The organism is Solimonas sp. K1W22B-7 (assembly GCF_003428335.1).
Taxonomy (GTDB): Bacteria; Pseudomonadota; Gammaproteobacteria; order Nevskiales; family Nevskiaceae; genus Solimonas_A.
Genome location: NZ_CP031704.1, coordinates 1,931,930 through 1,954,314 on the forward strand (window position 1 = coordinate 1,931,930; position 22,385 = coordinate 1,954,314).

The following is a 22,385-nucleotide window of genomic DNA, read 5'->3' on the forward strand; positions in this document are numbered from 1 at the left end:
TCATGCCGACATTGCTGCTCAGGCTCGCCGGACCAATGCAATCCTGGGGCACGACCAGCCGATTCGACCAGCGCGATACAGGCAAGGAACCCAGCAAATCCGGGGTGATCGGCCTCTTGGCGGCGGCGCTGGGCATCGACCGGGAAGAGTGGATTGCCCTGGAACCTTTGACCCGTCTGGCGATGGGCGTGCGCCACGACCGGCCAGGCGTGCCGAAGCGTGACTATCAGACGGCCGGTTGTGCTGCGACCGACACCATCATCAAAGCTGGCGGAAGCCAAGCCAAAGATGGTGTGGTGTCACACCGCGACTACCTCGCTGATGCGGTTTTTCTGGTCGGGTTGGAAGGCACCGACCGCGCCGTGCTGGAAAGCGCCCACGCTGCACTGTCGAACCCGGCGTGGCCGTTGGCCCTGGGCCGAAAATCTTATGTCCCCTCCGATCCCATCTGGTTGCGGGGTGGCGTGGTCGATGCGCCTTTGCGTGATGCGCTTGCCCACTGGCCATGGCTAGCCTCGCTGCGCAAATGGGAAAACCCGCCCGAACGCCTGCTGGTGTCGCTTGAATCGGACTACGGTGAAGGGGCTCTCAGGATGGACCAGCCGCTGTCATCGTTCGCGGCGCGGCGCTTCGGCGCGCGCTACGTGCGTTCGGACTGGGTGGAATTGAAGAGGGAGGCTGCCGATGCTGCTCTCTAGAATCCATCTCAATCCGCGAAGCAAGGAAGCGCGGCGCGACCTCGCCGACCCATATCAACTGCACGCCAGCCTGTGCCGGGCGTTTTCAACACCCGATCAGCGCTGTCCGCCCGGCGAAGTGCTGTGGCGGCTGGAGCCGGAGACGGGCGCGGGCGGGTTCCCCCGCATCCTGATTCAAAGCCGCTCCCAGCCTGATTGGTCGCGCCTGCCGCCCGGCTGGCTTGCACGCGCAGAGCCTGGTATCGATCTGGCGCAGAAGCTCGCGCTGGATTCGCTTTGGCCAGGTGCGGGTTTCCGATTCAGGCTACGCGCCAATCCCTGCGTGACGCGCAATGGGAAGAGAGTCGGCTTGATGAGACTCGATGAGCAGAGGCACTGGCTTGAGCGCCAAGGCGCCAGGCATGGGTTCGGGCTACCCGAGCCTTCAGGAGATGACTACTTCAGTTTTCGCGAGTCGACTGGCAGCGCATACCCCGATCTGCGCATCGGGCACCAGCAAATGCTGGTTGGTTATCAGCATAACGGGAACACTATTCGAGTATATGCAGTGTTGTATGAAGGTCAGCTGGAAGTGACTGATGCGGCGATATTTAGACGCGCTCTGACTGAGGGGATCGGCCATGGCAAGGCAATGGGGTTGGGGCTGCTGTCCTTGGCGCCAGTTCGAACTAGTTCAGCTTGCTCGGAAGTGCGTCATACTCGAAGTGCTATCATTTGATGGCACTTCAATCGGACCCCGCCATGGAATCCTTTACAATCAGAGACTTGCGAGAGCGCACCGGCGACTTGGTGCGGGGCGCCGAAAGCGGCAAGCTGTCGCTGGTAACCAAGCGCGGGCAACCCTTATTCGTTGCGGTCCCCTTCGATGATGCGCTACTACAGGGCGGTGTGCGCCGCTCCTTCGTGCTGCGTCTGGTGGGGGAGGGGATCGTCAGCCAGGGCAAAGGCGCGGAACTGCTCGGAATCAGCCGCGCCGAGTTTCTGGACGTGATGGCGGCGCACGGTATCCCCGCTGCAAACTACGCAGTTGAGGATTTTCACCAGGAGCTAGAGGATCTTGGCGCTGGATGAAGCCTGTGTCGTCGCGGATACCGGCCCACTACTTGCGCTGGCCCGGTTGGATGGCTTGCCGTGGCTAGCGCATGCCTTCAACCAGGTGCTGATTCCAGAGTCGGTCTGGGCAGAGACGCAGTTCTACCCGGATCGTGCAGACGCGGAGCAGTTGCGTTCCAGCATCCCTTCAGATCCCCGCTTTGAGATTCGAGCGGATGTGCCCGCTCCAACCCTGGACCAACTGTCCCTGGGCCTTGGTGAGCGCTCTGCAATCGGCCTTGCTCTGCAGACAGGCGCGCGAGTGTTGCTGGATGACCGCGATGCTCGCACTGTGGCGCGTGGCCTTGGGTTGAAGCTTGTTGGTACGTTGGGCGTCCTTTTGCTGGCGAAGCGCCACGGACAGGTCGGTCAAGTAGCTCCTTTGCTGCGCAAGCTTCGCGATAGTGGCTACTTTCTGAGCGAAGCGCTGATTCGAGAGACGTTGCGGGCCGCCGGAGAGACATAGTGCTGCCACCGCTCAAGCCGCTGCCGATCAAAGAGCGCATATCGGTACTCTACGTCGAGAAGGGTAACCTCGACGTGCTCGACGGTGCCTTCGTAGTTGTCGACAAGAATGGTGTTCGCACGCATATTCCGATTGGCGGAGTCGCCTGCCTCATGCTGGAAGTGGGCACGCGCATCTCACACGCGGCGGTACGTCTGGCGGCCCAAGTTGGCACCCTCCTGGTCTGGATCGGCGAAGGCGGCGTTCGCCTGTACTCGGCAGGTCAGCCGGGTGGTGCCAGGTCAGACCGGCTGCTGTACCAAGCGGCGTTGGCTCTGGATGATGAGGCGCGTCTAAAGGTGGTGCGGGAGATGTATCGCCGTCGGTTTGGCGAAGAGCCGCCCGCGCGTCGCAGCGTGGAGCAGTTGCGTGGCATCGAAGGAGCGCGCGTCCGCGAAATGTACAAATTGCTAGCCAGGCAGTTTGGTGTCGAATGGCGTCAACGCAACTACGATGTAGAGAGTTGGGATGCTGGAGATCTGCCGAATCGCTGTCTGTCCGCCGCTACCTCCTGCCTGTACGGTGTGACCGAAGCCGCAGTACTGGCGGCGGGATACGCGCCTGCCGTGGGCTTCATCCATACCGGCAAGCCTTTGTCCTTCGTCTACGACGTTGCCGACATCTACAAGTTCGAGACTGTGGTGCCGTTAGCCTTCAGTATCGCGGCAAAGCGTCCGAGTGAGCCGGAACGCGACGTACGCCTGCAGTGCCGCGACATCTTTCGGACAAGCCGGCTATTGGAGCGCATCATTCCCGACATCGAGAACATACTGGCCGCCGGAGACCGGCAACCGCCAAAACCCCATGACGAGCAGGTCGCTCCCGCGATCCCCAACGCCGAGGGGATCGGCGATCCTGGCCATCGGACTGGATGAGCGAATGCTGGTCGTCATACTGGAGAATGCACCACCAAGACTGCGCGGGCGGCTGGCCATATGGCTGTTGGAGGTTCGCGCTGGTGTCTACGTGGGCGAGTACGGTCGAAAGGTACGTGAGTACATCTGGGCTCAGGTAACTGAGGGCATTGAAGACGGCAACGCTGTAATAATTTGGCGAGCCCCCGGACAGGAGGCGGGTTTCGAGTTCGAAACCTTGGGACACAATCGCCGAGTCCCAGTCCAGATGGACGGAGTCAAGCTGGTTGAGTTCCATGCAGAAGCGGCCCTGCCACAAGGTATTCGGCCAGACAAAGCTCTTTAACAATCCAGTGATGTACCGGGAGATTGGTTGCGGACCGATTTCCCTGGTAGTCTTTTGCACAGCGTAAATGTCTATATGGTTCAGACATGTACGTGAAGTGTGTTCCCCGCGCACGCGGGGATGAACCGCTGCTGCGCAATTGGGTCGCGGCTTCTGCGGTGTGTTCCCCGCGCACGCGGGGATGAACCGGAATTTTAAAATGACCTTCGCAGTTTTAATTGGTGTTCCCCGCGCACGCGGGGATGAACCGCATTGAGGCGCTGTATCGCTGGTTTTGGGCCAGTGTTCCCCGCGCACGCGGGGATGAACCGTTCTTTTTGTCGATCAGAACACAGTTGTTCATGTGTTCCCCGCGCACGCGGGGATGAACCGGATTCTGCGTAATGCTAGAAACCCTCCGCTTTGTGTTCCCCGCGCACGCGGGGATGAACCGCGCTCGCATCGAACGTCCCCCAAGAGCTGGCAGTGTTCCCCGCGCACGCGGGGATGAACCGGAACTATGGAGCCGCGCGCATCTTAAGACGACGTGTTCCCCGCGCACGCGGGGATGAACCGCATCGAAGAATTAAGCCGGCCCGCCAGTTCTTGTGTTCCCCGCGCACGCGGGGATGAACCGATAGTTGCGAGGTTCTGTGCGCGGTTCCTGGCGTGTTCCCCGCGCACGCGGGGATGAACCGGATTCTTTGTCTGTGCGGTTATAACAAATGTCGTGTTCCCCGCGCACGCGGGGATGAACCGGTCAAGCTTATAGCTCTTTATCGAATATGGAAGTGTTCCCCGCGCACGCGGGGATGAACCGGCCTGCGCGCGGGCGGAAAATGACTTCCTCGGGTGTTCCCCGCGCACGCGGGGATGAACCGAATGCAGGCCTGTGCCAACGCGCTTCGCGGAGGTGTTCCCCGCGCACGCGGGGATGAACCGTCTGCAAAGCTGTTCGGTATCATCCAGTTCTTGTGTTCCCCGCGCACGCGGGGATGAACCGGCGCGAAACATATTCGGGTGTTGCTGCAATGCGTGTTCCCCGCGCACGCGGGGATGAACCGTTTTTGCGAGCCGTATCTAGTTGGCCCTCTAAGTGTTCCCCGCGCACGCGGGGATGAACCGATAGAATTAAAGCCGACCCCGCCCCCTCGCGAGTGTTCCCCGCGCACGCGGGGATGAACCGCCCTGCTAATGCGGGGCTTTCTTTTCTTAGGAGTGTTCCCCGCGCACGCGGGGATGAACCGAATGCATGGAATGCAACAATTGGAATCATGCCGTGTTCCCCGCGCACGCGGGGATGAACCGGAATCTCTCAAGACTTACGCAGGGCGCTTGCAGTGTTCCCCGCGCACGCGGGGATGAACCGGGCTAGGATGCCGTCGTACGCGGCTTTAATGGGTGTTCCCCGCGCACGCGGGGATGAACCGCTGCGTCAGATTACCTTGCAGCCTTGGGAACTGTGTTCCCCGCGCACGCGGGGATGAACCGTCAGCATTGCAGCAACACCCGAACATGCTTGAGTGTTCCCCGCGCACGCGGGGATGAACCGGCTTTGCAGATGTTGCCGGTAAATGCGGCGTAGTGTTCCCCGCGCACGCGGGGATGAACCGCAAACATACCCCTGTGGACACACGATAAAAACGTGTTCCCCGCGCACGCGGGGATGAACCGCAGAAAAAATCTAGCTTCATACTTACTCATGAGTGTTCCCCGCGCACGCGGGGATGAACCGCAATCGTGCGATTATATAAATCCATATTTGTAGTGTTCCCCGCGCACGCGGGGATGAACCGTTGCTGACGTTCAACAAACTTTCGATATATAGGTGTTCCCCGCGCACGCGGGGATGAACCGCCTATCCCGACACGTCGCCAATCGGAGAATTCGTGTTCCCCGCGCACGCGGGGATGAACCGCAACTTACACCATGGGCGTTGGTGGGTTGCATGTGTTCCCCGCGCACGCGGGGATGAACCGAGCGGCGGTTTCCTTCAGCATCCTGGCGCGCTGTGTTCCCCGCGCACGCGGGGATGAACCGCCGGTTGGCGTTTACAACTCCAGCGCCCGAATGTGTTCCCCGCGCACGCGGGGATGAACCGCTTCCATTCGGTTTCTAGAAATTGCTTACAGCGTGTTCCCCGCGCACGCGGGGATGAACCGCTCCCTCGGTCATTGCTGCGCCGGCTCCCATCGTGTTCCCCGCGCACGCGGGGATGAACCGCCCTTGGACATGGCGGAATGGGCCTCCCAGCAGTGTTCCCCGCGCACGCGGGGATGAACCGATCGGGTAGACTAAGCCATCCCCCAGAGGCTCGTGTTCCCCGCGCACGCGGGGATGAACCGGCGGTTCTCATAGCCAGGGTCAGCATCGGTCAGTGTTCCCCGCGCACGCGGGGATGAACCGAGAACGTCGAGTTCTACGCCGGCCACTACGGCGTGTTCCCCGCGCACGCGGGGATGAACCGAACGTGCCCACAGTATTGAGCCCGAGCTTTACGTGTTCCCCGCGCACGCGGGGATGAACCGGGTGCCATTGAGGAGGCCTTTCAAGGCGTCGGGTGTTCCCCGCGCACGCGGGGATGAACCGGCAGCGCCCCTGCTCCGGTAGAGGCCGCCCCGGTGTTCCCCGCGCACGCGGGGATGAACCGCTGCAATCGCAATGGATAACGTGTTTACTTATGTGTTCCCCGCGCACGCGGGGATGAACCGTGTGCGGGCGCACTGCGGTCATTGCGCCTACCGTGTTCCCCGCGCACGCGGGGATGAACCGACCTGGCGCGCCAGCTCCTGGAACAGCCGGCGGTGTTCCCCGCGCACGCGGGGATGAACCGCAATCCTTGACCGCTGCTACTGCCGGCCCTTCGTGTTCCCCGCGCACGCGGGGATGAACCGTTGTACTGGCCCGAATACGGGTCGTACCAGAGGTGTTCCCCGCGCACGCGGGGATGAACCGCGTTGCCGCTTCATGTACTGGTAGGCCCAATTGTGTTCCCCGCGCACGCGGGGATGAACCGCGCCGTGGTCATCTTCAAGCCGAGGCAAAGATGTGTTCCCCGCGCACGCGGGGATGAACCGATTGCCGCAGAATATGGCTTTGAGCCTTCTGCGTGTTCCCCGCGCACGCGGGGATGAACCGACAATAAGCGTGGCCCCCGCCAGCGCGTACGGGTGTTCCCCGCGCACGCGGGGATGAACCGATTGGGGGACAAAAAGCGAGCCTGGGATTGAGGTGTTCCCCGCGCACGCGGGGATGAACCGATCAGCGCCGTTGCCCATCAGAGTGAAGCTGAGTGTTCCCCGCGCACGCGGGGATGAACCGAGGGCGCTATAGCGGCTGCGATAGGCTTTATGGTGTTCCCCGCGCACGCGGGGATGAACCGCAGGGGGATTTTGCTAGACGTGTGACTAAGCTGTGTTCCCCGCGCACGCGGGGATGAACCGATGGGATTGTCTACCGCGCCAATGGGTACACCGTGTTCCCCGCGCACGCGGGGATGAACCGGCCGGTTGCCAGATTTTCGATATTGCGGCCTAGTGTTCCCCGCGCACGCGGGGATGAACCGATATCCTGATCGAAGAGGTGCGCAACCCCTTCGTGTTCCCCGCGCACGCGGGGATGAACCGAATAAACTTATTGCGCGCATTGCCAATCTCAAGTGTTCCCCGCGCACGCGGGGATGAACCGAACGATTTGCCGGGCTGGTGGAGCAAACTGGAGTGTTCCCCGCGCACGCGGGGATGAACCGCAAATCAAACCCCTCTGCCTTGGCGCGCATGGGTGTTCCCCGCGCACGCGGGGATGAACCGTTACCCAAACATAACAAACTATATCAATATATGTGTTCCCCGCGCACGCGGGGATGAACCGATTGGGCTCCCATGCTTCCACATGACCGATTGGTGTTCCCCGCGCACGCGGGGATGAACCGCAGTACGCGCAACAGGGCGTTCCGAGCCCTGCGTGTTCCCCGCGCACGCGGGGATGAACCGGCTTGGCGTAGAACAGCGAGCCATCCGGCTTGGTGTTCCCCGCGCACGCGGGGATGAACCGGTAATCTGGTTGAACCAGTCATACCACGGCTTGTGTTCCCCGCGCACGCGGGGATGAACCGTCCAGGGGCATCTTTGAGGGAGACAACTGCCCGTGTTCCCCGCGCACGCGGGGATGAACCGATCAGGATCGACGCCGGCAATCTGTGGCAGAGGTGTTCCCCGCGCACGCGGGGATGAACCGCCTCGAATGCCGCAGAGTCCGATGCCGTCGTCGTGTTCCCCGCGCACGCGGGGATGAACCGTCGTTTTCGCCGATGGCCAGACGTTCACCGGGGTGTTCCCCGCGCACGCGGGGATGAACCGTCAACATCGTTGGTGCTGACCGAAATCGTTATGTGTTCCCCGCGCACGCGGGGATGAACCGCAACCTCTTTAACTTGGAACTGCCCAAGGTCGGTGTTCCCCGCGCACGCGGGGATGAACCGTGCTGCATTTCAAATCGTTCGGCTTGAATGGTGTGTTCCCCGCGCACGCGGGGATGAACCGAACAACCTAGCGTTGCCGCCGTTAGCTATCGCGTGTTCCCCGCGCACGCGGGGATGAACCGCTTGACCTTGTTGGCAACGGCAGGGTTGACACGTGTTCCCCGCGCACGCGGGGATGAACCGCCAGAGGTTTCTGCCCATTCATTTACGGCAGAGTGTTCCCCGCGCACGCGGGGATGAACCGGATAGTTGTGAGGTTCTTTGCGCGGTTCCTGGGTGTTCCCCGCGCACGCGGGGATGAACCGACATACCGGAGTTTTGCCGCTGCCTGCCGGCCGTGTTCCCCGCGCACGCGGGGATGAACCGTCGTTTGGCAGCATCGTCGTCTTTCTTGTCTCGTGTTCCCCGCGCACGCGGGGATGAACCGAAGGCAAACATGCCGTGCATGATTTCAACCAAGTGTTCCCCGCGCACGCGGGGATGAACCGATACCTTCCTGCAACGCTTCGGTTCCTTCGATGTGTTCCCCGCGCACGCGGGGATGAACCGCAATCAAAACTACGATACCGCCGCCACCTATGGTGTTCCCCGCGCACGCGGGGATGAACCGATGAACGAGTACATGCAGCTCGCCGCGCACAAGTGTTCCCCGCGCACGCGGGGATGAACCGTGGTATGCGACATCGGGGCCGTTGTCCATGAGGTGTTCCCCGCGCACGCGGGGATGAACCGAACGCAGTCGACGGATCTGGCGCCGATTCCCAGTGTTCCCCGCGCACGCGGGGATGAACCGAGGAACATGCATGCATTTGCGTCCGGCATCGCGTGTTCCCCGCGCACGCGGGGATGAACCGAATTCCTGCATGGCGTACTGCCACGCCATGGAGTGTTCCCCGCGCACGCGGGGATGAACCGTTCTCAGCGTTCGCTTCCTTCCAGTAGTTCTCGTGTTCCCCGCGCACGCGGGGATGAACCGCCGCTGACGGTCCGCGAAACGGCGATGAAGGCGTGTTCCCCGCGCACGCGGGGATGAACCGAACAGGGCCGACGTGTATAGGCCAGAGGCGCAGTGTTCCCCGCGCACGCGGGGATGAACCGATTGCGCCCTGGGTCGTGATCGCCGTCATTGCGTGTTCCCCGCGCACGCGGGGATGAACCGCGACTCGAGATCCCGGACGGCAGGATGTAGCAGTGTTCCCCGCGCACGCGGGGATGAACCGGCGGTTCTGCCGCTGCTCATTCTTGATCTGCTGTGTTCCCCGCGCACGCGGGGATGAACCGGTTTTTGATGCTGTTAACTTTCCTGTTAACTCGTGTTCCCCGCGCACGCGGGGATGAACCGCCGCGCGGGCGGCAGGCATGCACGATCCAGATGTGTTCCCCGCGCACGCGGGGATGAACCTGCAGAACGCGATGACGCTTTCGCTGCTGTCACGTGTTCCCCGCGCACGCGGGGATGAACCGCTCATTGCCGACGCGGGCCTCGCACTGGCGGAGTGTTCCCCGCGCACGCGGGGATGAACCGCGCAGGGCCGTACTACCTGAACAATATCGCCAGTGTTCCCCGCGCACGCGGGGATGAACCGGCGGTGACATGGACAGTGAAGACACGCCCGACGTGTTCCCCGCGCACGCGGGGATGAACCGGTGGTGCATGACGTGCGCGCCAAGCCGCTGGAGTGTTCCCCGCGCACGCGGGGATGAACCGGGTGACGCAGATAGACGCAGGGGCGGCTCTGCGTGTTCCCCGCGCACGCGGGGATGAACCGCCCTGCCCGTCACCACGGCCTATCGCGTGGAGGTGTTCCCCGCGCACGCGGGGATGAACCGCCATGGCCCTCACCCGCCCTCCCTCCGCCCTGGTGTTCCCCGCGCACGCGGGGATGAACCGGCTCCGGGAGGATTGGGGCGGCGCGGGCCTGCGTGTTCCCCGCGCACGCGGGGATGAACCGGGCATCGTCACGCGCACCGTTGGGACCATAACGTGTTCCCCGCGCACGCGGGGATGAACCGGGCTACGTGGACGGCAAGAGCGTCGTGCAACTGTGTTCCCCGCGCACGCGGGGATGAACCGACGACTGGATCGGCCGAGCTGGTCCGGGCGTGGTGTTCCCCGCGCACGCGGGGATGAACCGTCCGCTGCGACCCGGAAACTACCCGCTTGGGCGTGTTCCCCGCGCACGCGGGGATGAACCGACGCGCAATTCGCAGCGATGCGAACGAACGTTGTGTTCCCCGCGCACGCGGGGATGAACCGGATCGTTATGTGATAGCACGAAACCAATGCCCGTGTTCCCCGCGCACGCGGGGATGAACCGGCCCTGTAAACGTCTGCCCGTCAGCCAAAACAGTGTTCCCCGCGCACGCGGGGATGAACCGATAGAATTAAAGCCGACCCCACCCCCTCGCGAGTGTTCCCCGCGCACGCGGGGATGAACCGCGGGATCGCCCGCACCGGTTGCATTCAATTCGGTGTTCCCCGCGCACGCGGGGATGAACCGAACTTGCGCTTTATTAAAGCAGCCCCGACCGTGTGTTCCCCGCGCACGCGGGGATGAACCGAGCTAACTCATAAGCTGCTGACGGCTGACGAAGTGTTCCCCGCGCACGCGGGGATGAACCGATGGCAACACATCAGCTGGCGGTGCCGGAGCTGTGTTCCCCGCGCACGCGGGGATGAACCGCGCCGGCCCCGTCGGAGGTAATACCCATGCTGGTGTTCCCCGCGCACGCGGGGATGAACCGGCACGATCTCCAGAGAAGCTGCGCGACTTCGTGTGTTCCCCGCGCACGCGGGGATGAACCCGCCTCAATGCTTTCGAGCTGGTAATAGCGAGCGTGTTCCCCGCGCACGCGGGGATGAACCTCGCTGGCGCCGGCAAGAACAGTCGCATAGTGCGTGTTCCCCGCGCACGCGGGGATGAACCGCTATTTTAGTTTATCTGTACGAATGGTATTGGGTGTTCCCCGCGCACGCGGGGATGAACCGGTATCTGGACTCATGGCGTCCTCCAGTTCTTTGTGTTCCCCGCGCACGCGGGGATGAACCGTCGGAGACCTGAAATGTGCAAAGTCCGCCGCTGTGTTCCCCGCGCACGCGGGGATGAACCGATTCGCAATAGTGTCAATAAATCCCAACTGCCGTGTTCCCCGCGCACGCGGGGATGAACCGCCGTCGCGACCTAGTTTGTACAGGCACCAATCGTGTTCCCCGCGCACGCGGGGATGAACCGTTGTTGCTGCCAACGTACCGGCCGTATAGGCGGTGTTCCCCGCGCACGCGGGGATGAACCGGCCTACACCTACGGCGGCGCCGGCTATTGGGTGTGTTCCCCGCGCACGCGGGGATGAACCGCCATGAGCTTCAAGTCGGGCACCCACCTCGACGTGTTCCCCGCGCACGCGGGGATGAACCGCATGCTGTTTGCGACAGTGCTCGCGAATTCTTGTGTTCCCCGCGCACGCGGGGATGAACCGCGTCCACCATTGTGCGCGTACACGACCACATCGTGTTCCCCGCGCACGCGGGGATGAACCGGAATTTTATACGCGCTGTGAGTTCGCGTTTTTGTGTTCCCCGCGCACGCGGGGATGAACCGAGGGCACCGCCGTTCACGTCGGCGCGCGGTACGTGTTCCCCGCGCACGCGGGGATGAACCGGCTGATAGGGTTAGCATCATGGGATGCGGCCTCGTGTTCCCCGCGCACGCGGGGATGAACCGTGGCCATTGGGACCCTTGATGCGCTGCTTCACGTGTTCCCCGCGCACGCGGGGATGAACCGCCCAAGGTCAACACGCTCCTGGGCACGGAGCGGTGTTCCCCGCGCACGCGGGGATGAACCGCCTTGGCTCGTTGTACAAGAGCCTGTCGAGGTGTGTTCCCCGCGCACGCGGGGATGAACCGCCCAGGAACAGATTCCCCGGGCCGCGGCACTGGTGTTCCCCGCGCACGCGGGGATGAACCGGACGGCAACAACCCGCCGCCGAGCACCGTCGCGTGTTCCCCGCGCACGCGGGGATGAACCGTGAGCGCCAACAGGCTCAAGCTCAAATGTCCGGTGTTCCCCGCGCACGCGGGGATGAACCGTATCAGGGTCATCAGTACACTCGCATCTATGCGTGTTCCCCGCGCACGCGGGGATGAACCGCCAGTTCAGCGAACACATGGAGAACACCGTGGGTGTTCCCCGCGCACGCGGGGATGAACCGGCTTCGATGGTGCTGGTGCGCCGCCGCGTGGGCGTGTTCCCCGCGCACGCGGGGATGAACCGCTACGGCAGCGGGGAGGGATTCAAGAACGCCCGTGTTCCCCGCGCACGCGGGGATGAACCGGTATCGCCACGCAGGTCGCAGCCCTCCGCGAAGTGTTCCCCGCGCACGCGGGGATGAACCGAATGCCAGCAGCTGCGCAACCCTAGCTCCGACGTGTTCCCCGCGCACGCGGGGATGAACCGCGCTCCAGGGTCGCGCGGCTGGTCAGGCTGATGTGTTCCCCGCGCACGCGGGGATGAACCGCGATGGAAATGAGAGCCGACCGCCTGCGATGCGTGTTCCCCGCGCACGCGGGGATGAACCGTACGAGTAGGCCGTTTCCGCCGTCGCCGGCCCGTGTTCCCCGCGCACGCGGGGATGAACCGGCGATGTCACAGCCTGCGCCCGCTGGACGCCCGTGTTCCCCGCGCACGCGGGGATGAACCCAGCACGACCTGCCCGGGGGCGGCAAGGGTCGCGTGTTCCCCGCGCACGCGGGGATGAACCGTTGGCGAACTTGAAGCCGTCCTTGGTTTCCTGGTGTTCCCCGCGCACGCGGGGATGAACCGAGCGATACGGCCAACTCGACTGCACGGCCGTGGTATTCCCCGCGCACGCGGGGATGAACCGATGGAGCAGATGGACCAAAACCCGATGACGATGTGTTCCCCGCGCACGCGGGGATGAACCGAGCGATACGGCCAACTCGACTGCACGGCCGTGGTATTCCCCGCGCACGCGGGGATGAACCGATGGAGCAGATGGACCAAAACCCGATGACGATGTGTTCCCCGCGCACGCGGGGATGAACCGATTTGCCGTTACCGCGCGGAACTTCAGTGTATGTGTTCCCCGCGCACGCGGGGATGAACCGGCGCTGCACATGAGCCGGGACGAGGTCTTGGCGTGTTCCCGCGCACGCGGGGATGAACCGGATATTTGCTATAACCGCACAGACAAAGAATCGTGTTCCCCGCGCATGCGGGGATGAACCGCGCTGGGTCCACCGTGCCGACGCGCCGGGTTCGTGTTCCCGGCGCACGCGGGGATGAACCGTCCAGACCCTCATCGATGAGATGAACCGTATAGTGTTCCCCGCGCACACGGGGATGAACCGCAGGTCATCTGGGACGTGCCTGGCGAGTACAAGTGTTCCCCGCGCACGCGGGGATGAACCGGCCTACTGCGACCCGAAGTCCAACCAGAAGAAGTGTTCCCCGCGCACGCAGGGATGAACCGCCCGAGATCAACAGCGGCATCAAGCTCCGCGAGTGTTCCCCGCGCACGCGGGGATGAACCGTTAACAACAGATTTGTAGGTCATTCCGTCATCGTGTTCCCCGCGCACGCGGGGATGAACCGAGCTACGAATCCTCGGCGGTGGATTCCAAATCGTGTTCCCCGCGCACGCGGGGATGAACCGCCGGGAAGAGGATCGACGGGTTGAACACGGCTGTGTTCCCCCGCACGCGGGGATGAACCGCCTTGGCTGGCTCACCTGGACCTACCAGGTGTGTGTTCCCCGCGCACGCGGGGATGAAGAATTGACGGAAATTGGGTGGTGGTCGGATGAAACCGTGTTCCCCGCGCACGCGGGGATGAAGAACTTCTTCAACACCATCCCGCGGGCCCGGCTGTGTGTTCCCCGCGCACGCGGGGATGAACCGAAGCTGCTGGGCGGCGATGTCAGCGGTGCGGCGTGTTTCCCGCGCACGCGGGATGAACCGGTGAGCTTCAGCGAGTAGGGCTCGCTGTCATTGTGTTCCCCGCGCATGCGGGGATGAACCGGTCATCGACGCCGCTCTGGCCCGCGGCCTGATGTGTTCTCGCGCACGCGGGGATGAACCGCAGCAGGCCCTGGCGAGCACTCGCCATCGAGCGTGTTCCCCGCGCACGCGGGGATGAACCGACGACTGTGCTTCCCGCGAAGCTTCGACGACCTGGACTGCGCTGCACGTTGGGTATCGACAAGCGTTTGTCCTTCCAAGCACACGACTTGAGCGATTCGCATGTCGGTAGGGACCGGAAACGGGGCCTTGTTGTTTTTGGGCTCCGGAACCTGTTTGAATGCTTCCAGCCGCATCAGACGGCGACAGGAGGAGACAGCATGCAGCGACCGGTCCTGCACAGCATCAGCGTCAGCCACCAGTACGGTTTGCCGCTGGGCGAGGTCTTCGACGCCTGGATCCAGCCGGAGGCGCTGGCGCAGTGGCTGCGCATGGAATCCGCGCCGCCCAGCAGCGTGGCGCTGGACCGGCGCGTCGGCGGCAGTTTCGAGATCCGTCTGCAGTGCGAGGGCGGCGAGGTTCCGCTGCGCGGCAGCTACCTGGAAATCGACCGGCCCAGCCGCCTGATGTTCACCTGGGTGTCGCCGGGCACCGATGAGCGCGAGTCCATCGTCACGCTCGACCTGCAGCCGCAGGGGCAGGGCACGCGCCTGACCCTGACCCATGACGGACTGCCCTCGGCGCAGCACGCACAGGAGCACGGCACAGTGTGGTCGGATTTGCTGGGGCGGCTGCAGCTACCCAGCGGATGAGCGCTGTGGGGCGCTGGAGGAGCCGTTGGAAGGAATGTTGCGCAAAATGCACATTTTCCGTAATATGAGGATATTGCGGGAGATGGAACTATGCGAGTCTTGAGCAGTACAGAGGTTGCAAAGCGATTCGGGGCAGTTGCGCAGCTGGTACAGACAGAGCCGGTTTCTGTGCAGTCGCATGGCCGGACCCAGATGGTGATGATTTCGCCTGCTGAGTACGACCGGCTGAAGCGGCTCGACCGCCAAGCGTACTCGACAGCCAATCTTCCGGCTGCCTTGCGTGAGGCTATCGCCAACGCCGAGCCCTCGGCGCAGTCCGCGGCCTTCAACGACGAAGTGGATGGCTAGTTGGCCACGTATCCCACCCCGATTCCCGGGCTGGTTCTTCGATACACCTACCTCTGGAAGTCCGAATTTGACGAGGGCAAGGTCGATGGCCGGAAGCATCGCCCTTGTGTGGTCGTCGTTTGCGTAGAGGATGTCGACGGCCATAAGGTCGTGACTGTCGCGCCGATCACGCATACACCACCCGAGGATTCGAGCCGGGCGATCGAATTGACCCCCGCCACCCGAAGGCGCCTGGGCCTCGATGAAGAGAAGAATTGGATCATCGCCACGGAGGTGAACAGCTTCGACTGGCCTGGTCCTGATCTGGTCTTGACCAGCCGGCAGCAGTACGCCTACGGCGAATTGCCTGCGGTGGTGTTCAACGCATTGAAGGAGAAGATTCTCCGGGAAGGCGAAAAGCTCAAAGTCGTTGGGCGTACCTGATTGCCGTCATTCCGCCGGGGGCGCCTTGCAGGCCCCCTCCCGGCTTCGCTACGCGAAACCGGGCTACGTGCTGGCAGGGTTCTTATCCCAGGAACTTCGCCGGCGCGATCTTCAGCCCCTTGCCCGGCAGCGCCATCAGCGTCGACGTGCCATGGGCCAGGATTTCGCCCTTGTCGTCGCGCACATAGGCCTCGGTGTAGCTGAGCTGCCGGCCGGCGCGGATGCAGCGGCCCTCGGCCTTCAGCAGGCCGCTGACGGCGGGCTTGAGGTAGTTGAGCTTCAGGTCCACGTTCACCAGGCCCGCGTCGGCTGGCAGGCGCATGAAGCCGGCCCAGAAGGTGGCGGTGTCGATCAGCGTCGCCAGCACGCCGCCATGGACGATGCCGAAGGGCTGGAAGTGCTGCGGCAGCACGTCCAGCTCGATCAGGCAGCTGTCGAAGCCGATGTCGGCCACGCGGAAGGCGATGTGCTTCGGAAACGCGGCGCCGTTGACCATCTGGTACAGCGCGGCGACGTAGTCGGGGTTGATCCGGTCCATCTGCATTGCCTCGAGACAGGTTCTCAGTTGAAGCGGGCAGGGTCCACCAGCTTCGGGTCGATGCTGGGCGCCGCGCCGGTCAGCAGTTCGCCGACCAGCTCGCCGGTGACGGCAGACAGCGTCACGCCGAGCATGCCATGGCCGGTGGCCAGCCACAGGTTGTCCCAGCGCGGCGCGCGGCCGATCAGGGGCAGGTCGTCGTAGGTCATCGGGCGCCAGCCGTACCATTCCTCCACGGTCTGCTCGCCCCAGGGCTCGCGCAGGTATTCGGTGGCGGCGCGGCGCAGGGCATCCAGGCGCCGGCGGTTCAGCGAGCTGTCGTAGCCCGAGAATTCCATGGTGCTGCCCAGGCGGTAGCCGCTCGGCCAACCGGTGACGCAGACGCTGCGCTCCTTGAGCACCAGCGGCAGCCGCGGCCAGCTCTTCGGGTTCAGGGTGGTGATCGAGTAGCCCTTGCCGGGCTGGATCGGCAGGTCCAGGCCCAGCTGGCGGCCGATCAAGGGTGACCAGGCGCCCAGCGCCATCAGTACGTCGCGCCCGCTGTGGCGGCCGCCGGCGGTGGTGACCACGCCGCTGACGCGCCCGCCGTCGCGCTCGAAGCCGCTGATCTCCTCGCCCTCCAGGATGACGCCGCCCAGTTCGCGCACGCGCCGGGCCAGCTCTTCGACATAGCGCTCCGGCCGCAGATGGGCGTCGTTACCGTAGTAGTGGCCGCCGACGATGCTGTCGTTGAGCGCCGGTTCCAGCCGCCGTGCCTCCGCGCCGTCGACGATGCGCGCCTCCACGCCCTCGGCGCGCAGGGGCTCCAGCAGGGGGTTGGCCCGCTCCAGCGCCCGCGGGTCGCGGAACACGTACATGGTGCCGCCGGTCTCGAACTCGCAATCCAGGCCCTCGTCGCGCACCAACTGCTCCAGCAGGGCGCGGGAGCGGTTCAGCAGCAGGGCCTTGGCATGCATGCCGGCCAGGTAGTCGCTGGCGTTGGCGCGGCCGGCGAAGCGCATCAGCCAGCCCAGCAGGCGCCAGTCGGCGCGCGGCCTGACGTACAGGGGGGCGTCCCCCTGGGTCATCCACTTCAGGGCCAGCTGGATCACGCCGGGGGCGGCCAGGGGCGGGGCATGGCTGGGGGTGATCGTGCCGCAGTTGCCATGCGAGCTGCCGGCACCCACGGTCTTGCGTTCCAGGATGGTGACGCTGCGGCCGGCTTGCAGCAGGCGCAGGGCCGAAACCAGGCCGATTACCCCCCCGCCGAGGATCAGGACATCGGTGTTGCGGGAGTTCATGCGCGAATGATGCCTTCAGGCGCGGTAAAATGCGTCACCTCAACTCCGGACCCCGTCTCGAATGAAACCGATTTCCCTGACCCGCTACCTGATCGAGGAGCAGCGCACCGGCCGCATCAACGCCGACCTGCGCCTGCTGATCGAGGTCGTCGCCCGTGCCTGCAAGAGCATTTCCCATTCCATCGGCAAGGGTGCCCTGGGCGGCGTGCTGGGCGACGCCGGCACCGGCAACATCCAGGGCGAGGCCCAGAAGAAGCTCGACGTGCTGTCCAACGAGATCCTGCTCGAGGCCAACGAGTGGGGCGGCCACCTCGCCGGCTGCGCCTCGGAAGAGATGGACGATCCGGTCAAGATCCCAAACGTCTATCCCAAGGGCAACTACCTGCTGCTCTACGATCCGCTCGACGGCTCGTCCAACATCGACGTCAACATCAGCGTCGGCACCATCTTCTCGGTGCTGCACTGCCCGGACGGCGTCACCGATCCCGAGACCGAGCACTTCCTGCAGAAGGGCAGCACGCAGGTTGCCGCCGGCTACACCGTCTACGGCCCGAGCACGCTGCTGGTGATCACGGTCGGCAACGGCACCCACGAGTTCACGCTGGACCGCGAGCTGGGCAGCTTCCTGATGACCGAGCGGGACATGAAGATCCCCGAGGACACCAAGGAATTCGCGATCAACATGTCCAACCAGCGCCACTGGGAGGAGCCGATGAAGCTGTACATCCAGGAACTCCTGGCCGGCAAGACGGGCCCGCGCGGCAAGGACTTCAACATGCGCTGGGTCGCCTCGATGGTGGCCGACGTGCATCGCATCCTGACCCGCGGCGGCATCTTCATCTACCCCAAGGACCTCAAGGACCCGTCCAAGCCCGGCAAGCTGCGCCTGATGTACGAAGCCAACCCGATGAGCTTCATCGTCGAGCAGGCCGGCGGCGCCTCCACCACGGGCCTGCAGCGCATCCTCGACGTGCAGCCCACGGCCCTGCACCAGCGCGTGCCGGTGTTCCTCGGCTCGAAGAACGAGGTCGAGACGGCCACGCGCTACCACTGCGAAGCGGCCAGGAAGTAGGCAGGCCGAGCGACGAAAAAGCCCCGTTGAAACGGGGCTTTTTCATTTGCGGCGTGTCCGGTCGCTACGACTCTGGTTCGGCCAGCATACTCGCCTGCTCGCTGCGCGCCAGTTCGGCGAGATTGTCCCTGCCGGTCTCCGTATACAGCTGGAACATCGAGTCGAAGACCTCGTTGATCTCATGCTCGCGGGACAGGCGGAAGACACCCCGCTGCAACAGGTCGATGGCCTGCCGGTAGAGGCTCTCGGCCTTCTGGTAGGCGTCCAGGTTGCTGAAGTGATCTCCCAGGTCCACCAGCGCGACCGTGTTGTCCGGGTCCAGTTCCAGGATCCTCTCGTAGCAGCGCCGCGCCTCCCACATGCCTTTCTGCCGCAGCAGCGAGCCTGCCGTGAGTTCCGCGCGTTCCAGCGCCACGGACTCCAGCAGGTTGCCCTTGAGGCGCAGGGCTTCGATGTTGGCTTCGTCTGCCGCCAGCAGATCGTCCAGGGCATCGAGTGCCTGATCGGGCTGGCCCGACAGGAACAGATCCCGAATGTCTTCCGGCGTCATGGCTGCGGGGCTCAGGCGCGCGGATCGAAGGCCGCGTAGCGCTGGGCCATGTCCTCGTAGAACGCCTTGTCGGCCTCGCCCTCGGCCGGCGGCGTCACGATCTGCAGGCTCACGATCTGGTCGCCGGCCGGGTTGCCGGGCAGGCCGCGTCCCTTGAGGCGCAGCTTGCGGCCGGTCTGGGTGCCGGCGGGGATGGTCAGCTCCACCGTGCCGCCCAGGGTGAGGACCGGCACCCGGGCGCCCAGCGCCGCCTCCCAGGGGGCGAGCTTCACCCGCACCGTGACGTTGCGGCCGTCGAGCTTGAAGCGCTCGTGCGGCGCGAAGTCGATTTCCAGCAGCAGGTCGCCGCCCTGGCTGCCCTGCTGCGCCAGGCGGATCGACTGGCCGGCAACGACGCCCTTGGGAATGCGCACGTTCAGCGTGCGGCCGTTGACCGACAGCGTCTTCTGCGCACCCTCGTAGGAGTCCTCCAGCGCGATCGCGATCTTGGCGCGGCTGTCCTGCGGAGCGCCGCCGCCAAAGCCGCCGCGCATGCCGTCGAAGTCGCCGCCGAAACCGCCGGCCTGGCCGCCGAACAAGGTCGAGAAGAAGTCGGAGAAATTGCCGCCCGCAGCCCCTGCGCCGCCAAAGCCGGCGCCGCCACGGGGTCCGCCGCGCGGTCCACGCCCGCCGCCGCCACCGAACATGGATTCCCAGCCCGGCGGCGGGTTGAACTGCTGGCCGCTCTTCCAGTTGGGCCCCAGGGTGTCGTAGGCCTTGCGCTTCTCGGCGTCGCTCAGGACCTCGTTGGCCTCGTTGACCTCCTTGAATTTGTCCTCGGCCCCGGCCGCCTTGTTCTTGTCCGGATGGAATTCGCGGGCCAGCTTGCGGTAGGCGCGCTTGATCTCGTCCGCGGTCGCGGAACGGGTGACGCCGAGGATCTTGTAGTAGTCCTTGTATTCCACTGCAGGTACCGGAAGAGACTAAGGATCGACATCATAGATGGAGACGACCCCGGGGGCTTGCAAGATGGCCCAACGCAAAGCGGGGCGCCTGGGCGCCCCGCTGGTTTGCTGCCTGCCGGTCAGTGCGTGACGGAGATTTTCCGCGCCTGCGCCTGCGGGCGCTTGGGGATGGTGATCTCCAGCACGCCGTTGCGGTTGCTGGCGCTGACCGCGTCGGCGTCGACCGTGTCGGGCAGGGCGAAGCGGCGGTGGAAGTTGCCGGTGGGGCGCTCGACGCGGCGGCGTTCGACACCGGCGGCCTCGGCGGCCTGCGCGCGGCTGCCGCTGATCGTCAGCACGCCTTTCTCGAGCGTCAGCTCGATCGTCGCGGGATCGACGCCCGGGACATCGGCGGCGAGCACGAACCTGTCGGCGTATTCCTGGATGTCGACGGCCGGCGCCCAGTCGGCGGTGGCGCCGCTGGAATCGTCCTGCGCCGCGCGTTCGGCTGCGCGGTTGAATTCACGGTACAGGGCCTGATGCAGGCCCCAGGGCTGATAACGAAGAATGCTCATGGTGATACCTCTCGATCCTGTGGCCGGCGACCTTCGCCGTTGACAGGAAGGTGAGGTTCAGCCTGCCGATTTCAAGGGGTCCGGCGCCTTGCCGACGAGCGGTTTCTCGCGCCCCGTGAACGGCGTCAGCGAGGGCGTGGTGCGCAGCACTTCGTCGATCGAGGTCACGCCGGTCCAGACCTTCTGGCTGCCGGCGATGCGCAGCGGCATCATGCCGCTGCGCAGCGCCGCCTCGCGCAGCAGCACCGGGTCGGCGTCGTCGCGGATCATCTCCTTCACCTCCGGCGTCAGCGTCAGCATCTCGTAGATGCCGGTACGGCCGAGGTAGCCGGTCTCGCGGCATTCCAGGCAGCCGGTGGCCTCGTGCACCTGCCTGGGCTGATCGATCGCCTGGCCGCCGACCAGTGCCTGCCAGGCCGCGGGGTCGGTAGGCACCGGCTTCTTGCAGTGCTTGCACAGCTTGCGCAGCAGGCGTTGCGCCACCACGCCCAGCAGCGTCGAGCGGATCAGGTAGGAGGGCACGCCCAGGTCCAGCAGGCGCGTTACCGCGGCGGGCGCGTCGTTGGTATGCAGCGTCGACAGCACCAGGTGTCCGGTGAGCGCCGCCTGGATCGCCACTTCGGCGGTTTCCAGGTCGCGGACTTCGCCAACCATGATGATGTCCGGATCCTGGCGCATCAGTGCGCGCACGCCGGCGGCGAAGGTCAGGTCGAGGACCGGCTGCACCTGCATCTGGTTGAAGGCCGGTTCCACCAGTTCGATCGGGTCCTCGATGGTGCAGACGTTGACCTCGGGCGTGGCGAGGTGACGCAGCGTCGAGTAGAGCGTCGTCGTCTTGCCCGAGCCGGTGGGGCCGGTCACCAGGATGATGCCGTGCGGCTGGTCGATCATGTTCTGCCAGCGCACGCCATCATTGCCGGCGAAGCCCAGGTCGCCGAAGTCCTTCACCAGCACGTCGGGGTCGAAGATGCGCAGCACCATCTTCTCGCCGAAGGCGGTGGGCAGCGAGGACACGCGCAGCTCCACTTCCTTGCCGTCGGGCGTGCGGCTCTTGATGCGGCCGTCCTGCGGCCGGCGCTTTTCCGCCACGTCCATGCGCGCCAGGATCTTGATGCGGCTGGTCACCGCCGTGCCGACCACGGTCGGCGTCTGGTAGACGTCATGCAGCACGCCGTCGATGCGGAAGCGGATGTTGTTGACGTCGCGCCGAGGCTCGATGTGGATGTCGCTGGCGCGCTGCTCGAAGGCGTACTGCAGCAGCCAGTCGACGATCGCCACGATGTGCTGGTCGTCGGCGGTGAGCTTGCCGCTGCGCCCGAGCTGCGTGAGCTGCTCCAGGTTCTGCACGGCACCCATGGCGGGGTTGGCCGCCTTTTCCTTCTGGCTGGCCTTGACCGAGCGCGCCAGGGCATAGAACTCCACCAGGTAGCGTTCGATGTCCAGCGGGTTGGAGACCACGCGGCGGATCTGCTGCTTGAGGTGCGGCTGCAGCTCGCGCTCCCACTCGCGCAGGTGCGGCTCGCTGGTGGCCAGCACCACCTCGTCGGCGGTGACCTTGATCGGCAGGATCTTGGCGCGCGCGGCATAGGCGTAGGACACCACCGAGGTGACCTTGCTCACTTCGATCGACAGTGGGTCGATGCGCAGGTAGGGCAGGCCCACGCGCTTGGCCAGCCACTGGGTCAGCGTTTCGATGTTGAGCTTGCGGCCCGGGATTTCCGGATTGTCCCAGTCCGCCGCCGCGATCACCGCCAGCGGATGCCGCGGATCGGGGTGGCTGGACAGGCGGATGATCAGCTCGCGCGTGGCTTCGCGCCTGACCAGGCCGTCGGCGACCAGGGCTTCCAGCAGATCCTGCAGGTCGAGGCGGCGTTCGGGGGCGGGCTTGTTCATCTGCTAACTTTACACCTCGACCCCCCATAGGGAGGAAGC

Annotated in this window: 17 protein-coding genes and 1 CRISPR repeat array; of the genes, 11 read left to right on the top strand and 6 right to left on the bottom strand. The window is 64.8% G+C overall.

Annotated elements, in window-relative coordinates:
• Nucleotides 1-2 precede the first annotated feature (2 nt).
• The 10 genes from cas5e to D0B54_RS08945 all read left to right on the top strand — a co-directional run bounded on the left by cas5e (nucleotide 3) and on the right by D0B54_RS08945 (nucleotide 15,515).
• The gene (gene cas5e, locus D0B54_RS08905) at nucleotides 3-698 is read left to right on the top strand and encodes a type I-E CRISPR-associated protein Cas5/CasD (protein WP_117290986.1); all 696 of its coding nucleotides are present in this window, start codon (nucleotides 3-5) and stop codon (nucleotides 696-698) included.
• Complete coding sequence (gene cas6e, locus D0B54_RS08910; protein ID WP_117290987.1) at nucleotides 685-1,416, top strand: type I-E CRISPR-associated protein Cas6/Cse3/CasE; 732 nt, start codon at nucleotides 685-687, stop codon at nucleotides 1,414-1,416. Before cas5e ends, cas6e begins: the two co-directional genes overlap by 14 nt.
• Nucleotides 1,417-1,439: 23 nt before the next feature.
• Complete coding sequence (locus D0B54_RS08915; protein ID WP_162932313.1) at nucleotides 1,440-1,769, top strand: type II toxin-antitoxin system prevent-host-death family antitoxin; 330 nt, start codon at nucleotides 1,440-1,442, stop codon at nucleotides 1,767-1,769.
• Nucleotides 1,756-2,256 (top strand): DUF3368 domain-containing protein, encoded by a 501-nt coding sequence (locus tag D0B54_RS08920; protein WP_162932314.1) that lies wholly within the window; start codon nucleotides 1,756-1,758, stop codon nucleotides 2,254-2,256. The genes D0B54_RS08915 and D0B54_RS08920 overlap by 14 nt, the downstream gene beginning before the upstream one ends.
• Complete coding sequence (cas1e, locus tag D0B54_RS08925; protein WP_117290990.1) at nucleotides 2,256-3,170, top strand: type I-E CRISPR-associated endonuclease Cas1e; 915 nt, start codon at nucleotides 2,256-2,258, stop codon at nucleotides 3,168-3,170. The genes D0B54_RS08920 and cas1e overlap by 1 nt, the downstream gene beginning before the upstream one ends.
• Before the next feature lie 4 nt (nucleotides 3,171-3,174).
• Nucleotides 3,175-3,495 carry a type I-E CRISPR-associated endoribonuclease Cas2e gene (cas2e, locus tag D0B54_RS08930; protein WP_117290991.1) on the top strand — a complete coding sequence of 107 codons (321 nt, stop codon included), beginning with the start codon at nucleotides 3,175-3,177 and terminating at the stop codon, nucleotides 3,493-3,495.
• Between the two features lie 99 nt (nucleotides 3,496-3,594).
• A CRISPR array of direct repeats spans nucleotides 3,595-13,629; the repeat unit is 29 nt; unit sequence GTGTTCCCCGCGCACGCGGGGATGAACCG.
• 51 nt (nucleotides 13,630-13,680) lie between these two features.
• Entirely contained in the window at nucleotides 13,681-13,950 is a 270-nt protein-coding gene (locus D0B54_RS25305; RefSeq protein WP_441347432.1) for a hypothetical protein, read from the top strand.
• Between the two features lie 362 nt (nucleotides 13,951-14,312).
• Nucleotides 14,313-14,744, top strand: a complete 432-nt coding sequence (locus D0B54_RS08935) for an SRPBCC family protein (RefSeq protein ID WP_117290992.1) — start codon at nucleotides 14,313-14,315, stop codon at nucleotides 14,742-14,744.
• A 90-nt stretch (nucleotides 14,745-14,834) separates the two neighbouring features.
• Nucleotides 14,835-15,092, top strand: coding sequence for a type II toxin-antitoxin system Phd/YefM family antitoxin (locus tag D0B54_RS08940; protein WP_117290993.1), 258 nt, complete (start codon nucleotides 14,835-14,837; stop codon nucleotides 15,090-15,092).
• The gene (locus tag D0B54_RS08945) at nucleotides 15,093-15,515 is read left to right on the top strand and encodes a type II toxin-antitoxin system PemK/MazF family toxin (RefSeq protein ID WP_117290994.1); all 423 of its coding nucleotides are present in this window, start codon (nucleotides 15,093-15,095) and stop codon (nucleotides 15,513-15,515) included.
• A gap of 82 nt (nucleotides 15,516-15,597) precedes the next feature.
• Here D0B54_RS08945 and D0B54_RS08950 read toward each other — a convergent pair whose 3' ends face one another.
• Entirely contained in the window at nucleotides 15,598-16,053 is a 456-nt protein-coding gene (locus D0B54_RS08950; protein WP_117295131.1) for a PaaI family thioesterase, read from the bottom strand.
• Between the two features lie 23 nt (nucleotides 16,054-16,076).
• Nucleotides 16,077-17,333: an NAD(P)/FAD-dependent oxidoreductase gene (locus D0B54_RS08955; protein ID WP_117290995.1), complete on the bottom strand. Its 1,257-nt coding sequence runs from the start codon at nucleotides 17,331-17,333 to the stop codon at nucleotides 16,077-16,079.
• A 61-nt stretch (nucleotides 17,334-17,394) separates the two neighbouring features.
• Here D0B54_RS08955 and D0B54_RS08960 point away from each other — a divergent pair, with 61 nt between their 5' ends.
• Nucleotides 17,395-18,405, top strand: a complete 1,011-nt coding sequence (locus D0B54_RS08960) for a class 1 fructose-bisphosphatase (protein WP_117290996.1) — start codon at nucleotides 17,395-17,397, stop codon at nucleotides 18,403-18,405.
• Between the two features lie 64 nt (nucleotides 18,406-18,469).
• Here the strand turns inward: D0B54_RS08960 and D0B54_RS08965 are convergent, their stop codons facing one another.
• From D0B54_RS08965 to D0B54_RS08980, 4 genes are all read right to left on the bottom strand, one after another.
• Nucleotides 18,470-18,955 (bottom strand): tetratricopeptide repeat protein, encoded by a 486-nt coding sequence (locus tag D0B54_RS08965; RefSeq protein ID WP_117290997.1) that lies wholly within the window; start codon nucleotides 18,953-18,955, stop codon nucleotides 18,470-18,472.
• 11 nt (nucleotides 18,956-18,966) lie between these two features.
• On the bottom strand, nucleotides 18,967-19,899 hold the full coding sequence (locus D0B54_RS25070) for a DnaJ C-terminal domain-containing protein (protein ID WP_117290998.1): 933 nt from the start codon (nucleotides 19,897-19,899) through the stop codon (nucleotides 18,967-18,969).
• A 119-nt stretch (nucleotides 19,900-20,018) separates the two neighbouring features.
• On the bottom strand, nucleotides 20,019-20,453 hold the full coding sequence (locus D0B54_RS08975; RefSeq protein WP_117290999.1) for an Hsp20/alpha crystallin family protein: 435 nt from the start codon (nucleotides 20,451-20,453) through the stop codon (nucleotides 20,019-20,021).
• 57 nt (nucleotides 20,454-20,510) lie between these two features.
• Nucleotides 20,511-22,346 carry a GspE/PulE family protein gene (locus D0B54_RS08980; protein WP_117291000.1) on the bottom strand — a complete coding sequence of 612 codons (1,836 nt, stop codon included), beginning with the start codon at nucleotides 22,344-22,346 and terminating at the stop codon, nucleotides 20,511-20,513.
• Nucleotides 22,347-22,385: the final 39 nt, after the last annotated feature.

Bases quoted from the DNA above. Each gene is read 5' to 3' on its own strand.
- cas5e (WP_117290986.1), top strand. From the start codon at position 3: ATGCCGACATTGCTGCTCAGGCTCGCCGGACCAATGCAATCCTGGGGC.
- cas6e (WP_117290987.1), top strand. From the start codon at position 685: ATGCTGCTCTCTAGAATCCATCTCAATCCGCGAAGCAAGGAAGCGCGG.
- D0B54_RS08915 (WP_162932313.1), top strand. From the start codon at position 1,440: ATGGAATCCTTTACAATCAGAGACTTGCGAGAGCGCACCGGCGACTTG.
- cas2e (WP_117290991.1), top strand. From the start codon at position 3,175: ATGCTGGTCGTCATACTGGAGAATGCACCACCAAGACTGCGCGGGCGG.
- D0B54_RS25305 (WP_441347432.1), top strand. From the start codon at position 13,681: ATGAACCGCCTTGGCTGGCTCACCTGGACCTACCAGGTGTGTGTTCCC.
- D0B54_RS08935 (WP_117290992.1), top strand. From the start codon at position 14,313: ATGCAGCGACCGGTCCTGCACAGCATCAGCGTCAGCCACCAGTACGGT.
- D0B54_RS08940 (WP_117290993.1), top strand. From the start codon at position 14,835: ATGCGAGTCTTGAGCAGTACAGAGGTTGCAAAGCGATTCGGGGCAGTT.
- D0B54_RS08950 (WP_117295131.1), bottom strand. From the start codon at position 16,053: ATGGACCGGATCAACCCCGACTACGTCGCCGCGCTGTACCAGATGGTC.
- D0B54_RS08955 (WP_117290995.1), bottom strand. From the start codon at position 17,333: ATGAACTCCCGCAACACCGATGTCCTGATCCTCGGCGGGGGGGTAATC.
- D0B54_RS08960 (WP_117290996.1), top strand. From the start codon at position 17,395: ATGAAACCGATTTCCCTGACCCGCTACCTGATCGAGGAGCAGCGCACC.
- D0B54_RS08965 (WP_117290997.1), bottom strand. From the start codon at position 18,955: ATGACGCCGGAAGACATTCGGGATCTGTTCCTGTCGGGCCAGCCCGAT.
- D0B54_RS08975 (WP_117290999.1), bottom strand. From the start codon at position 20,453: ATGAGCATTCTTCGTTATCAGCCCTGGGGCCTGCATCAGGCCCTGTAC.
- D0B54_RS08980 (WP_117291000.1), bottom strand. From the start codon at position 22,346: ATGAACAAGCCCGCCCCCGAACGCCGCCTCGACCTGCAGGATCTGCTG.